Annotated in this window: 12 protein-coding genes; 8 read left to right on the plus strand and 4 right to left on the minus strand. The window is 54.3% G+C overall.

All coding sequences use genetic code 11. The annotated features are described in order from the left end of the window. Positions 1-163: 163 nt before the first annotated feature. On the plus strand, positions 164-1,918 hold the full coding sequence (locus tag AADB16_RS08495) for an autotransporter assembly complex protein TamA (protein WP_410802655.1): 1,755 nt from the start codon (positions 164-166) through the stop codon (positions 1,916-1,918). Continuing rightward, positions 1,915-5,706: a translocation/assembly module TamB domain-containing protein gene (locus AADB16_RS08500; RefSeq protein WP_410802657.1), complete on the plus strand. Its 3,792-nt coding sequence runs from the start codon at positions 1,915-1,917 to the stop codon at positions 5,704-5,706. The genes AADB16_RS08495 and AADB16_RS08500 overlap by 4 nt, the downstream gene beginning before the upstream one ends. Here the strand turns inward: AADB16_RS08500 and AADB16_RS08505 are convergent. Both AADB16_RS08505 and AADB16_RS08510 read right to left on the minus strand, forming a co-directional pair. Next, positions 5,703-6,470 carry a gamma-glutamyl-gamma-aminobutyrate hydrolase family protein gene (locus AADB16_RS08505; RefSeq protein WP_309043029.1) on the minus strand — a complete coding sequence of 256 codons (768 nt, stop codon included), beginning with the start codon at positions 6,468-6,470 and terminating at the stop codon, positions 5,703-5,705. The two genes, AADB16_RS08500 and AADB16_RS08505, sit on opposite strands and share 4 nt — an antisense overlap. Further along, positions 6,463-7,464 (minus strand): amidoligase family protein, encoded by a 1,002-nt coding sequence (locus AADB16_RS08510; protein ID WP_410802658.1) that lies wholly within the window; start codon positions 7,462-7,464, stop codon positions 6,463-6,465. Before AADB16_RS08510 ends, AADB16_RS08505 begins: the two co-directional genes overlap by 8 nt. 229 nt (positions 7,465-7,693) lie before the next feature. Here AADB16_RS08510 and lexA point away from each other — a divergent pair, with 229 nt between their 5' ends. Further along, a complete protein-coding gene (gene lexA / locus AADB16_RS08515) occupies positions 7,694-8,302 on the plus strand; it encodes a transcriptional repressor LexA (RefSeq protein WP_298448074.1) in 609 nt (202 codons plus the stop codon). A 43-nt stretch (positions 8,303-8,345) separates the two neighbouring features. Continuing rightward, a complete protein-coding gene (locus tag AADB16_RS08520; protein WP_309043031.1) occupies positions 8,346-8,837 on the plus strand; it encodes a cell division inhibitor SulA in 492 nt (163 codons plus the stop codon). Between the two features lie 8 nt (positions 8,838-8,845). Here the strand turns inward: AADB16_RS08520 and AADB16_RS08525 are convergent, their stop codons facing one another. Both AADB16_RS08525 and AADB16_RS08530 read right to left on the minus strand, forming a co-directional pair. Continuing rightward, the gene (locus AADB16_RS08525) at positions 8,846-9,106 is read right to left on the minus strand and encodes a hypothetical protein (protein ID WP_309043032.1); all 261 of its coding nucleotides are present in this window, start codon (positions 9,104-9,106) and stop codon (positions 8,846-8,848) included. Between the two features lie 50 nt (positions 9,107-9,156). Continuing rightward, a complete protein-coding gene (locus tag AADB16_RS08530; protein WP_410802660.1) occupies positions 9,157-9,657 on the minus strand; it encodes a DUF6586 family protein in 501 nt (166 codons plus the stop codon). Between the two features lie 178 nt (positions 9,658-9,835). Between AADB16_RS08530 and AADB16_RS08535 the strand changes: the two genes are divergently transcribed. From AADB16_RS08535 to AADB16_RS08550, 4 genes are all read left to right on the plus strand, one after another. Next, positions 9,836-11,194, plus strand: coding sequence for a DUF1329 domain-containing protein (locus AADB16_RS08535; protein WP_309043034.1), 1,359 nt, complete (start codon positions 9,836-9,838; stop codon positions 11,192-11,194). Positions 11,195-11,284: 90 nt separating this feature from the next. Further along, positions 11,285-11,638, plus strand: a complete 354-nt coding sequence (locus AADB16_RS08540) for an SOS cell division inhibitor (RefSeq protein WP_410802662.1) — start codon at positions 11,285-11,287, stop codon at positions 11,636-11,638. A gap of 71 nt (positions 11,639-11,709) precedes the next feature. Beyond that, positions 11,710-13,161 carry a sigma-54 dependent transcriptional regulator gene (locus AADB16_RS08545; RefSeq protein WP_410802664.1) on the plus strand — a complete coding sequence of 484 codons (1,452 nt, stop codon included), beginning with the start codon at positions 11,710-11,712 and terminating at the stop codon, positions 13,159-13,161. A gap of 352 nt (positions 13,162-13,513) precedes the next feature. Beyond that, entirely contained in the window at positions 13,514-14,776 is a 1,263-nt protein-coding gene (locus AADB16_RS08550; protein ID WP_309043037.1) for a sensor histidine kinase, read from the plus strand. Positions 14,777-14,788 lie beyond the last annotated feature (12 nt).

Raw genomic sequence — 14,788 nt, forward strand, 5'->3', positions numbered from 1 at the left:
CCGTCCTCTATGGTGTAATAGCGTTCGCAGGTATTTCCACAGGTTAGCGCATTTGCACCGGGTCGACGACTTGTCTGAGCGCGGATTAACTTGACCACCCGTCGTTAAACTCTCACGCTTGAGCGATAATCACTACCGTTACGAGCAACACTGAAACAGCCGGATGCTATCACTTGATCACATTTTGAAATCGGTACAGATCCGGCTGCTGGGCCTGCTGCTTTTGCTGTGGTCTTCCACGGGCATGGCCCAACAGGTTGAGGTTCGTGTCAAAGGTGACTATCCCGGTCTTAAGGAAAATGCCGAAGCCTTCATTGGCGAGGTGGAGGGCCGCAGTGCCGGTAACCTTCGACGCTATGCTTCTACGGCGGTTAGCCAGGCTCGCAAAGGGTTGCGGGCACTAGGCTATTACAGTCCAATTGTGGACTGGCAGGTCGATGAGGGGGATTCCGAAGAAACGGCGCACCTGACTCTGGAAATAACACCTGGCGAGCCGGTTCGTATCAAGACTCGTACCGTTGAAATCCGCGGGGCTGCATCGACCGACCGGCGTTTTACCGACAACCTGCCTGTCCATCCTGCCGAAGGCGACATATTGAACCACGGCGACTACAGCAATCTCAGGAATATCCTGCAAACCCGCGCCCGGCGCAGGGGTTACTTTGATGGCCGGCTTGTTACCCGTAGCCTGGAAGTGAACCCGGAAACCCTGGAGGCTAACATCACTCTGGTGTTCGACAGCGGCGACCGGTACCGGCTGGGGGCGGTTACCTTTGAAGATGGGCACTGGTTCGAAAGTGACCTCCTTCACGATTTTGTTACGTTTGAGCCGGGCATTCCGTATCACGCCGATGAAATTGCAAAGCTCAACAGCGACCTGCTCAGTAGTGGCTACTTCTCAGGTGTAGACATTGATGCGGCCCCCTCGAGCGCAGAGGATGGTGTCATCCCCGTTCGCATCAGCCTGACCCGCCGGGATGGCCGCTCCATTGCCACAGGCCTCGGATTTTCCACAGACGTGGGGCCGCGCTTCAGGGCTACTTGGCGGGAGCACTGGATCAATCCGATGGGGCACACCCGCGGTGCAGAAACTGAACTATCGGAGCCAAGGCAGAACCTGAGCACCTGGTATGAGCTGCCGCTGGACCCGCCCATGACCGACCTCATTCGTTTTACGGCGGGCTACCAGCGTGAAGATATCGAGAATATCGAATCAGAGCTGCTGACGTTTGGGCAGCAATGGCAGCATCAGCTGGATAATGAATGGTTGCAGGTCCTGTCTTTGAGTTGGGAGGGAGAGCGCTTCAGCATTGGCGATGATGAACAGGATACGAGTACGCTGCTGCTGCCGGGGCTTGGCTACTCCAAGTTGCACGTCAACTCGCCCCTGGATCCCAGCAAAGGGTATCGTTTGCAGATTAACGTTACTGGCTCCCACAGAGCAGCTCTTTCCAGCGTGGATATTCTGCACGTGAATGCCGTTGCCAAGGGGCTGTATACGCTTGCCGGAAAACACCGGTTTTTGTCACGGCTTCAGATCGGTGGTGTAGGGACAAACCAGTTTGAAGATGTGCCGCCTTCTTTGCGATTCTTCGCAGGTGGTGACCAGAGTGTGCGCGGTTATGGCTACCAGACGCTCTCGCCGGAAAATGATAGCGGCGTTCCGGAGGGTGGACGCTACACGGTGGTGGGTAGCGCTGAATACCAGTATCAGTTTGCGCAAAAGTGGCGAGCCGCCGTTTTTGTTGACCATGGCAACGCAGTGAATGACCTGTTCGACCCTCTTGCCACCGGCGTCGGCGCCGGTATTCGCTGGATCAGCCCCTTGGGGCCTTTGCGTCTGGACCTTGCCAAGGGCTTGAATCCTGAATTTGGTGGTGAGTGGCGGATTCACTTCTCAATGGGGCCTGAGTTGTGACGGAACTGGAAAAAAACAATAAAGACAACGGTGCTGACGCTCCGCCTAAACCTCTGCGCAAGCGAACGAGCCGCCTTCGATTCTGGATAGTGTTACTTCTGGGTTTGTTTGTACTTCTTCCGATAGTTTTGGTTGCTGCGGTATTGCTCGCGCTGCGCTCAGAAACAGGCACCGCCTGGGTTATTGACCAGGTGCCGGGGCTTGAAGCCGTGAACGACCAAGGCTCCCTGTTCGGAACCTGGCAAGCAGACCGAATCGAGTGGCACGGCTATGGGGTGGATGTAAGGGTTCAAGCCCCCCTCATAGACTGGTCACCCTCCTGTCTTTTTGATCTGCAGCTTTGCCTTGAAACCCTGCATCTGGAACAGCTGGACGTTAATGTGCAGCCTTCTGACGATCAGCAGAGCTCCCCGGAGGACATCAGCTTGCCGCGGCTTGAGTTGCCACTTGGACTCAGGGTAAGTGATGTGCGGCTAGGCACGTTTACCTTCAATGGCAGCAAAGTGTGGGACAGATTCGAGCTTGATTCCAAGGGTTCCGGTACGGACTGGACGCTCGAGCGGGTTTACTACGAGCGTGATGAATACACGGTGGTGGCCTCTGGTCGTGTTGAAACACGACGGGACTGGCCCGTAAATCTTGACGTTAGCGCTTCACTGCCGCCGCCCTATGGCACGGACTGGGTGATTGATCTGGTATTGTCGGGGAGTGTAAGGGATCTTGCCGTTACGGGTCAGAGCCGCGGTTATTTGAATGCTGCGTTGGAAGGCAAGGTAGAACCTCTAGCAGCCAGCCTGCCAGCGCGCTTACGGGTAACCTCTGAATCTTTCCGGGCGGTGGAGGCTTTGCCAGACACTCTGGTGCTGAAAAACTGGTTTGCGGAGGCTCAAGGCAACTTGCAAAGCGGATTCAGGACGAAAGGCCAGGCCACGTTGCCTGGCACCGAAGGGCCGGTTGAGTTGAAACTGGCGGGACTGGTTACAACCGCTAACGCCAAAGACATACGTCTGGCGCTGACGGCAGTCAGTAAAGACGCGAAGAGCCCGGCAGAAAGCTCACCCAAAACGGTCGTAGTGACCGGTAGCACCCAGTGGCAGGGCGGCTTGAGTGCGGAAGCAGACATACAGCTCCGGCAGTTTCCCTGGTATTCGCTGATTGCTGGCTTGGAAAAGCCGCCGGTTGATCTGCGCAGACTCGATGGAAACGCCTCATGGCGCGACGGGCGTTATCAGGCAAACCTCACCGCCGAAGTGGATAGCTCCCAAGGCAGTACAGAATTGGCGGCCACGGTTGATGGCGACACTTCCCAGGTCCGGCTGACCGAGCTCTCTGCGGTTACTGAGGCAGGCTCACTCTCTGGTGAGGGCGCTGTCAGGTTTGCTGGGCCGCTGAGTTGGCAAGCGGCGCTGGAGCTGGAGAACTTTAATCCGGGCTATTGGGTTCCGTTTCTGGAAGCTAGTCTCAGCGGTGGTGTTACCACAGAGGGCCAGCTTACTGATGGCCCTGTCCCTGATATGACGGCCAGTTGGGACCTTGCGGGACAATGGCGCGCCAGCCCCACGGTGATTGCAGGCAGCCTTGATACCTCAAGCGGTGACTGGGACGTTCCGGAACTGAAACTGATTATTGGTGATAACCGTGTTGAAGGTAGCGGGCGTTGGGGTAATCAATTAACAGCCAGCCTTAACCTTATGCTGACGGAGCCGGAGAAAATTTTACCGGGCCTTGGTGGGCAAGCCGATCTTCAGCTACAGCTTGCCGGTACACCTGATGACCCGCGAGGAACCTTGACGGCCAGCGCAACCGAACTGCGCTGGCAAGACCTGCTGGTTGTTGAAACTCTGGATGTAAATGCACAGTTGGACCAGGGATTCCGTCTCAACAGTGAGGTACAGGGGAAAGGCGTTTCCGTCGGTGGGCAAACTATTGAGTCACTAGCCGTGAAGGCGCAAGGTACCCAAGGGGGGCATACGGTCACCCTTGATGCTCAGCATGAAGAAGCAAGGCTGCAGCTGGATTTCAAAGGTTCGGCTACGGATAGCTGGAAAGGTTGGGAGGGCAAGCTTGCGCGCGGTGTGATTGATGTGCCTGGGCAGGAGCAGAGTTGGAGGCTGGAAGCGCCCGCCGGGCTTGTCTATGAAGAAAACGGCGAACTCAATTTTTCTGCACATTGTTGGCGCTGGCAGCAAAGCTCGGTTTGCGCTGACGACCAAACCTTGCTGCCAGTGCCTAGTGTTGCCTACCGCGTTGACAGTTTCCCGGCTGCGGCCTTGGCGCCGCTTATGCCAGAGTCCTTGCGCTGGCATTCCAGTATCAATGGCGAAATTGCCTTCACCTCTGCCGATGCAGGTCCGGATGGCCGGATAGTGCTTGATGCGGGCGAAGGCCGCTTCGAAATGCTGCTGGATGGCGATTGGGAGACCTTGAGTTACACAACCCTGAGGACAGAGCTGGAACTGAAGCCCGAACAGGCAGATCTGGCCGTGCGGCTGTCGGGGCCTGAACTTGGCAATCTTTCGGTTGATATGAGCCTGGACCCTATGGCCGCAGACCGGCCAGTTGAAGGTAGCTTCAAGCTGGAAGGGCTCGATATTGCTCTGGCCGGCTTGTTTACCGGGCTAGAGGAAATTGCTGGCGAGGTTAACGGCGAGGGTACAATTTCCGGGCCACTGATGAAACCGGCAGTGAAAGGTGAGATTGCATTGACCAATGGGCGGGTGGTAGATCCACGTTTACCGCTGCCTATGGAAGAAGTGATCGTTAGCGTTGAGCTCAACGGCTATTCCGCTGATATTCGTGGTCGAATTCATAGTAATGCCCGCAGCGAAGCCGTTATCGAGGGGGAAGTCGACTGGCAGGGGGCTCCCGGGGGCCAGATTCGCATTACCGGAGAGCGGTTACCCTTTAGCCTGGAACCCTACGCGCACGTCGAAGTGGCGCCAGATCTCACCATTGCCTTCCGTGAAAGCACGCTGAGCGTGGAAGGCCGGATTGAGGTGCCCCGAGGAAGTATCGAGATTAAAGGTCTGCCTGCTCAGGCGGTGTCCGTATCTGAAGACGAAGTGATTGTGGGCGTGGAGCAGGAGGAGCCTCTTATCCGCTCACTGGATATGGATGTCACGGTGGTGGTCGGTGATGATCAGGTGACCTTTAAGGCATTCGGCGTGACCGGTGATCTGGAAGGTTCGTTGCGAATCCATAACGACATGGACACAAGAGGCACACTGCAGTTGGTCAACGGCCAATACGAGGCCTATGGGCAGGAGCTTGAGCTGCGTCGGGCGCGATTACTGTTTGTTGGTAATCTGGTTCAGCCGTACCTGGATATTGAAGCGATCCGGCAGGTGGATACCGTTGTAGCAGGGATTCGATTAAGTGGGCCGGTTCAATCGCCCACAACGGAAGTGTTTTCCAGCCCTTCCATGCCGCAATCAGATGCTCTGTCTTATGTGATTCTTGGCCGCGCCCCCGGTGGCCAAAGCGATGATGGCCAAATGAGTCGTGCTGCCATTTCCCTTGGCCTGAACCAGGTAAACCGGGTGACAGGCCAGATTGGAGAAGAGTTCGGCATACGCCAGCTAACCCTGGAAGCCGAGGGCAGTGGCGATCAAACATCGGTGGTGGCCAGTGGTTACCTGACCGACGAACTCAGTGTTCGTTACGGGGTCGGAATTTTTGAGCCGATCAGTACAGTGGCGTTGCGTTATGATCTGGGCAAATACTTCTATCTGGAAGCCGCTAGCGGGCTGGCTGCATCTCTGGATATTTTCTATACCCGGGATTTCTAGCATCCATCAGTGTTGGTGGTTTCGCTTGGTGACGATTCGGTGGCTGTGCCACTCGACAAACGGGCCAGCTTGAATGACATGGCGGCCTCCAGAAATTGACCGAAGATGCGCCTGTGCCCACCGTGGTAAAGCAGGTATTCCGGGTGCCATTGAAGCCCCATAAGCCATTGCCCCCGGGAGCTTTCAATGGCCTGAACAAACAGGTCGTTATCCACTGCGGTGACCTTCAGGTTTTTACCAAGCTGCTTTATTGCCTGGCTGTGGATGCGGTTGGCACCTATTACGGGCGCTCTCATAACCTGCCCCAGCAGGCTTGTTGCTACAAGTCGCACGGTTTGCATTGGTAGCAACAAAGGACGGTGCCTGGTGTTTACCCTCAGGGGCGTTACGTTCTGGCACAGTGAGCCGCCGTGGAATATGTTGATGAACTGCGCACCCCTGCATATGCCCAATACAGGGATTCCTATCGACTCCGCTTGCTCCAGCAGCAGCTGATCTGTGCTATCTCGTGCTTTGTCGTACTTGGCGCTCACCTGAGGTTGCTGGCCATAACGTTCAGGGTGAACGTGAGTTCCGCCGGAAAGCACCAGGCCGTCAAGCAGGGACACATCCACTCTTGCGCCTGGGCGAATGTAGTAAGTGTGCGCACCCTTCAAGCGAAGCGCCAGGCTAATCAAGCGTTGGGCAACACGCTTCCGGGCCGGGCCACTGATACCTATCGTTAGCCCTGGCAGGCTGTCGTCTGGATCGATGTGTTTAGACATAGCCCTTGCTTTCGAGCCAGTTTGCAGAAGTTTCCTGCCAGCTTGTAGTCAGATTGCGTAAGCTGATTTTACGGCTGTCCCTGAACAGGGTGCGCAGTTCTTTCAAATCCTCAGCATGATTCGCCAGTTGTTCGACTACGACCCAATCATTCCAGACAGTAGAAAAATGCCATTCAGGATTGTCGATGTCACAGTCCGGAAGTCTGTAGTGCAGGGTGGGCCTGCTTTTAATACGGGGGTCTTCGACGTATTCGTCGAGCAGCGATTTGTCGAGATGCGCGAACAGGGGCAACAGATCCAGCGCCCGGTTTCGTGTGGGGTTGGATTCGAGATAATCCACCATCATCTGCCGCTGATCTGGCACATAGTCGTCCTCAATCAACAGGTCAGTGTACTTGCTGCTCCATGGCTCAATATATGGCGTAAATTTTCTGCTGATGTCCAGCTGATGGCGCGCCTTTAGCCATTCATATAACACTGCAAACGCCTGATAGTAGCGCACGAGTGTTGTCGGCTTGAGATCCGGCAATTCAGGGTTGAGCTGTAAGCCGAATGCAAAATAGATCGCGTTTCTGCTACCCAGTGCACCCGCCTCCCTGAGCTCGTCGACCAGAGTCTCAATCTGGCACAAGTCTGAAAACTCCATGGGCGGGCTGACAATCTCCAGCGGCACAATCAGTTCAGCCGCTGCGTCTATAACCTCCATTGCTTGCCCGCCAAGTTCCCGAATGGGTTGGGGTAAGCGGTCGTCTGCGAGGTCCAGATCCTTGATTGGGTCTGAGTCCAACTCGATAATAAAATGACCAAAGGGTGTTTCAAGCGTGCTTACATAGCGGGACTCCGGTTTTGATTTACCGCCCAACAATTCGCCAGCCAGATCTACGAGCTCCTGATACCCCAAACCGGACAATTCAATCTCCACACCCACCCGGCGCTCTTTCCCGTCGGCTGTTTTGGCAATGTCTGGCATGTTTAACGTGATGATTCGATTCATGGTTCTCTCTAAAGGCGGAGTGTGAGGTTTTTAACTTTATCACACTACCAAAGCCTTACCAGTCAGGGGGCTTCAAGAAAATGAAGTGCTTGGCTTTACACTGGATAAAACACTGTATATAGTGATTTAACTGTATAAAAAAACAGGATGGTTGAATCACTGTATACGCCATCTCTTATAAGACCCGGCTTGTATAAGCCCTGCATGCAGCAAGCGGAGCAGCGAAACAATGAAGCTGACAGCAAGACAGACTCAGGTACTGGAAATTATTCGTCGATCTGTAGACGAAACCGGCTATCCACCTACACGTGCAGAAATTGCGACAGAGATGGGGTTCCGTTCGGCGAACGCTGCGGAAGAGCACTTGCGAGCACTGGCGCGTAAGGGTGCCATCGAAATGGTTCCAGGTGCCAGCAGGGGAATCCGCTTGCCTGAAGTTGCTGAAGATCCAGGCCTGCCGGTAATTGGCCAGGTAGCTGCGGGCAGTCCTATTCTGGCGCAGGAGCACGTTGAAGAGCATTGCACACTGAAGCCGGAATTCTTCTCGCCGTCCGCTGACTATCTGCTTCGAGTCAGAGGTATGAGCATGAAGGATATCGGGATTCTTGATGGTGACCTGCTTGCTGTACACAGTACTCAGGATGTTCATAACGGCCAGGTGGTCGTGGCCCGGGTGGGTGATGAAGTGACTGTGAAACGTTTTAAAAAAGAAGGTTCGAAAGTCTATCTGATCGCCGAAAACGAAGAGTTTTCGCCGATAGAAATCGACCTGAAAGAGCAGGAATTGTTTATTGAAGGGCTGGGTGTGGGTGTTATCCGGCGTTCCGATCTGCACTGATCGGGCGGGCATAACCACAGACGCATTGAAAGGCGGGTAATTTATGGAACAGTTAAGTTTTAATCAGAATATTGCGTGGCAGCAGAGCGTTATGCCAGGCCTGATATCGGAATACGCAGCCCCGAAACAGCGCACGGTTATTCGGGCTCGGCACAAGCCCGATGTGGAAAGCACCAAGCCGGCTGGCAATGTGACGGAAATCATTCTCCCGGAAGGGCAGGTAGAGAACTTCCAGTTGCTATTGCCAATGCTGACTCAGCTGAACCAGGAGAAACGCTGGCTGGCGTGGATAGACCCGCCCCAGGCGCTGGTGAGTAAGTGGCAGAAGATGCACGGCATTGTGACCGGTGAACTGCTGGTTCTACGCTCCACCGCTGAACACCCGGCTCGCCAACTTGCTGAAATAGCTCTCAGCGCGGGTACCTGCCACGCAGTAGTTATGTGGACAGGAAAGCTGGGTAAAACAGCGTTTGCCTCCTTGCAGGAAGCAGCTGCTAAAGGTAACAGCCACGGGGTTGTTCTCAGGCAGCGTTGAGCCTGGTCTTAATGAAGGGTGTATGCGGGCTGGGTGTCTGAAATGTCCAGCTCGTCATCCTCCCAGTCGATGTCGTGAGAGACAGTTCCGGCGGCTTCTATTCCAGCTGCAATCATGGCTTTGGCCACAGACATATCCCGATCTCCCATCATTTCACGGGCTTCATCTGAAAACGAAATTTTGACCAATGGCGCGTTGTCGTCATCGATGCGCCGCAGGGCGTAATCGCCGTTGTTCAGTTGTACAATTTCAAAAAACGATGGTGACATTTCAATAACCTTTTAATGTTGAGAACCTGAGGCTGTGTGCTCGGTAGGGGTTACCACTCGCCGTGCTGCGCTTCCAGATTGTCGGTAAACTGTTTCATGGCTTTCAGCGTTCTTCTGAGAGCTTGGGCTGAGCGGTCTGGCCCAAGCTCTGTTGAGACGGCAATAATGTTTTCTGAACTCACCGTCTTCCGTGTCGCGGGCGGGCTGTTCTGAGCAGTTTCGAGTTGCTCAATGTGGCTCCACCAGCTTCCGCTGTCCCGCTCGAGGGCGGTAAGCAACTCAATTTCTGAGGCCTCATCGCCAATAAGGCTGGCGAGTTCTGCGAGAGACAAGGGTCCGTTTGGGCGCTTCTGGTAAAACTTGGCAATCATTACCAGCAATAACCGCTTTGCCCTCAGTAGTAGCTCGATAGAGCCTTGTGTTGCTGCTTCCTGTTGCAATTTTTGCGGTGGCGCCGAACTTCCTGTAATCGCAGTTTGGGCCGCGACATCAAGTAACGTGCTGGCAAGAAACAATTTTTGTGAAACCAGCGAATACCATTGAGAAGCCATCGAGCGCTCACCTTAATTAATCAGCCATTCTACCATTTTGGTTTGCAGATTTCTTTATCCCCCTTCAGACTTGCGCCCAGGTGACAATAAAACACAATTAATGACTTGAAACGGGCGTTTGAATTTGGCAAAAAGCATGCTTCGTCTTGGGTTATTGGGTTGTCTGGAGGGGTAAGGAATGCGGAGCCGATTAGTCGCATGTATGGCAGTTTTTTTGGTCGGGTACACCGGCCAGGCGCTGTCAGCAGTAACGGTAGCTGAAGCAGAACGGCTAAAACAGGATTTGACGCCGGTTGGTGCTGAGCGGGCAGGCAATGCCTCTGGCAGCATTCCCGAGTGGACAGGCGGGCTGCGTGAGGCGCCAGGAAACTGGCGTAAGGGGCAGGTTGAGATAGACCCTTTCTCTGCAGACGATACGTTGTTCGTAATCACTGCGAACAACATGCATCTCTACAAAGACAAGCTCTCTGATGGCTCGCTCAAAATGTTGAGCCAATACGGCCCGAACTTCTTTATGCCGGTTTATCAGACTCGTCGCACCGCCGCATTTCCTGAGCATGTGTACGATAAGTTCTATGAGAATGCTCTGACTGCAGAAGTACTGGATAATGGTAACGGCGTACGCAACACCATTATGACAAGCCCGTTTCCAATCCCGAAAAGCGGGCTTGAGGTGATGTGGAACCACATTCTTCGTTACCGTGGCGAGGAAGTTTCCTTCCGGAGTGCCTCTGCGACGCCGCAGGTAGATGGCTCCTTCAACCCAGTGGTTAACCACTACGACTACTACTTCCCTTACAGCAAGGAAGGCACTGAGCTTGCAGATATAGATAACAAGATCTTCTATCTCAAGACCGATACGATTTCACCATCCACTCTGGCTGGAACAATCACGCTGGTGCATGAAACACTGGATCAGGTGCGATCCCCTCGGTTGGCTTGGCGTTACGACGCTGGATCACGGCGCCTGAGGCGCTCACCGAACCTTGCGTATGAGACAGACTTGCCTAACTCTTCGTCGCTGCGTTCGGTCGACCAGAAAGATATGTATAACGGTGCGCCAAACCAGTATGACTGGGAGCTGAAGGGCAAGCGTGAATTGTTTGTTCCTTACAATGCCTACAAGCTGCATGATGAGTCGGTTAAGCCGGGTGATGTCATCCGCCCGGGGCATATCAATCAAGAACTGGCCCGCTACGAGCTTCACCGAGTCTGGGTTGTCGAAGCAACTCGTCGCACCGGCATCAAACACATCTACGACCGTCGTGTTTTCTATGTGGACGAAGACAGTTGGCAAATCCTGATGTCGGAAGAGTATGACGAGGCTGGTAACTTGTGGCGTGTTTCCGAAGCTCACAACATCAGCTATTACCAGGTACCAGTATTCTGGACTACCATGGAGATGACGTACGACCTCAAGGCGAAACGCTACTATATTGATGGTTTGAACAATAACTATCCTGCTTATAATTTCGAGCCCGGGTTCCGTGGCAGCGAGTTTACGGCTTCCTCAGCGAGGCGGGACGCTCGCCGCTGATTATGGTGTAAATGGTTAAGTCGCTAGCGTTTGCCGGTGGCTTGTCCCGGGTCGTCCGTATTCTATCCCTTGCTTCCAGGAGAACACGCTGTGGCCGACCCTCAAACTCCCCCTTCAACCGCACTCCAGGCATACCTGGATAGCTTCGATCAACTTATGGCAGACCTCGGTCGCGCGCTCGCCGAGCAGGACTGGGATGCCTTGGTTCGGCTCAATGAGCAGGTTAAGCCTACAATAGAGCCACTTATGACTTCGCTCGAAGCCGGGCAGGCGGATCCGGAACTGGTTCGGACAAGGCTTGAAGAGTTGCGCCAGTTTATGGACGCAGCAGGCGAGGGCGCTACCCGAGCCAAGGCCGAAGCGGAACAGGCCTTGAAGGGCGTGAATCGAAACCGCAGTGCCGCCAAGGCTTATCAGAACGTTTCAACAACTCAGCCTAAATAGCGTCATAAAATTGACTCTTCTGTGTTTACAGTCTTAAATACCGCACATATCCCCCAAAGAGATGTTTGTGAATGTCCAAAAATAACAAGGTGTTGGTGCTGAGTGAGGACGAGTCGAGGCGCCGGGATCTGGCGACTATTCTGGAGTTCATCGGCGAGGAGCAAGTTTTAGCAGGCGACGAAGCACTGGCGCTCCTCGAATCCGGCGATGCAGGAAGCTTGGCGGACATCTCGGTTGCTGTGGTAAATGGGGAAGACCCGAACATCGTCCGCACCATTGAACAAGTGTGCAAAGCGGTTCAGGGCGTCCCTTTCCTGATGGTTGGCGACCCAGTACTCAAAGGCCTTCCGGAAGCAGATGCCGCACGCATCATTGCTCGTATGGAATGGCCGCTAAACTACACCAAGTTTGTTGATTCGTTGTACCGCGCTCAAATATACAGCGATCAGTTCCGCCGCTCCAAGGAACGTGGTGAGCAGCGAGGCCTGCAGCTGTTTCGCAGTCTGGTTGGTACCAGCCGCAAGGTGCAGCAAGTGCGCCAGCTGATGGAGCAAGTGGCCGATAAGGATGTGAGTGTCCTGATTACCGGGCCGTCTGGCACCGGCAAAGAGGTTGTTGCCAGAAACCTTCATTACCATTCCTCCCGTCGTGACAAGCCGTTTGTGCCCGTAAACTGCGGCGCCATTCCCGCGGAGTTGCTGGAAAGCGAATTGTTCGGCCATGAAAAGGGTGCATTTACCGGCGCTATTACAGCACGGGTCGGGCGTTTCGAGATGGCAGAAGGCGGCACTCTGTTTCTGGATGAAATCGGCGATATGCCCCTGAACATGCAGGTAAAAATACTCCGCGTTTTGCAGGAACGTACGTTTGAGCGGGTTGGCAGTAACCGGACGATTTCTGCGGATGTTCGTGTTATTGCGGCCACTCACAAACACCTTGAAGATATGATTGAATCCGGTGAGTTCCGGGAAGATCTTTACTATCGCCTGAATGTCTTTCCCATTGAAGTGCCGTCACTGCGGGATCGCGTGGAAGATATTCCACTGCTGATTAATGAATTGATTTCTCGCATGGAGAAAGAGAAGCGCGGCTCTTTGCGAATGAATTCGGCGGCCATCATGAGTTTGTGCCGGCACGACTGGCCGGGCAACGTGCGGGAGCTTGCGAACCTGGTGGAGCGGCTGGCGATTATGCACCCGTATTCGGTAATCGGGGTGCAGGAGTTGCCGAAGAAGTTCCGGTATGTGGACGATTTTGATGAGAATCGGCCAATTGAGGATTCGGGGATGCCTTCTGGTATTCCTGGTCTGGTTGGGTTGGATGCCCCGGCTTTGTTGCCGGTGAATGGTATTGATCTCAAGGATTATTTGTCGAATCTTGAGCGGCAGTTGATTCAGCAGGCTTTGGATGAAGCGGGCGGAGTGGTTGCTCGGGCGGCGGAGAAGCTTAGGGTTCGGCGGACTACGTTGGTTGAGAAGGTTCGGAAGTATGGGCTTCGGGAGGAGGAATCTGAGGAGTCCTGAGGTGGCTGGCTTTGGTGGTGGCGCGGTCGCGAGGTAGCCCTTTTCAAAAAAGTGTCGCAAAACTCGCTTCGCTCAGACACGCGACATTTTTTGAAAAGGGCTACCCCACACCCGCGCATTAACTGTCGAGTTGCCTTCTTTTTTCTTGTGACAATAAGACGTCAAAGGTTTTCGGCCTTTGGCGTTTTCTCGTTTCTGGGCGACGTAAACCCGTCGCTTGCCTTTCTTTGGGTAATTCTACTCATTGATTTATATAGTAAAAGTCTAGTTGGCACGATGCTCGCTTTGTAACCTGCAAACGAATCATCCTAAGGGTGTGGCCCGGTGTAACGGGTTAATCGGGAGTCAGGTTATGAGTCAGGCACAGTTTGTCATTCAGTCGGTGGAGCATGAGGCCCAGGCCAATGCGGCGGCGGATGCTAACGATAAGGTTAGGGCGTTGTTTCCGCAGCAGGATGATGAGGCGGTGGATTCTGCGTTGGAGATGTTTAACCAGATGTCGCGGCAGATTACCGATTCTTATCGCACGCTGGAGTCGCGGGTTAACCAGTTGTCTGGCGAATTGAGCCAGGAGTCTCTGCAGCGTCAGCAGGAGCTGGAGGAGAAAGAGCAGTTGGCTGATCGGCTTTCTACTCTTTTGAAAGCTCTGCCTGCGGGTGTGGTGGTTCTGGATAGCCAGGGTGTGGTGTCTCAGAGTAATCCGGCGGCGGCTGAGTTGTTGGGTGAGCCTTTGGAAGGTGAGCGCTGGGTGGATGTGATTCGCCGTTGTTTCTCGCCACGCCGTGATGATGGTCACGAGGTGTCTTTGAAAGATGGGCGCCGGGTGAGCATTGAAATCCGTACCATGGAAAACCAGCCAGGGCAGCTGATTCTGCTGACCGATCAAACAGAAACCCGTCATCTGCAATCACAGCTTGCTCACGCACAGCGGCTTTCCGCCATGGGCAAGATGGTTGCGTCGCTTGCTCACCAGATTCGTACCCCTTTGTCTGCAGCTATTCTCTACGGCGGTCACTTAACCCAGGATGATCTGGATGAGGAAATGCGCCAGCGTTGTGCTTCCCGCTTGATGTCACGGCTTACCCACCTGGAGCAGCAGGTGCGAGATATGTTGATTTTTGCCCGAGGCGAGACTCGTTTGGCGGAGGAGCTTTCTGCCGCAACACTGGTTTCAGCTCTGGAATCGGCACTGGAAGGCATTAAGCCCGCATCCGGTTCGGATGTAATGCTAAGGAATGAAGTGCCAGCGGATTGTCGGCTGATGTGTAACCGGGATGCATTGGTCGGCGCCTGTACCAATCTGGTGAATAACAGCCTTGAGGCTGGTGCAACCGCCGTTGCGGTCCAGATTACGTTGGAAACGGGCGAGTTACTGGTCCGTGTAATGGATAACGGCCCGGGCTTTGCCAAAGCAGAAGCTGGCAGGCTTGCGGAAGCTTTTTACACAACGAAATCTCACGGCACCGGGCTTGGCTTGGCGGTTGTGCAGGCCGTTGTTAAGGCGCACCAAGGGCAGTTTTCTATTGATTCGCCAGAGCAGGGCGGCGCTATTGCAACTCTGCGCTTGCCGCTTTTGAGCAATATTTCCCGTAACCCTTCTCGTAAGACCGTTTAATCGGAGGCAACC

This window comes from Marinobacter sp. KMM 10035, from assembly GCF_046537445.1.
Classification (GTDB): Bacteria; Pseudomonadota; Gammaproteobacteria; order Pseudomonadales; family Oleiphilaceae; genus Marinobacter; species Marinobacter sediminicola.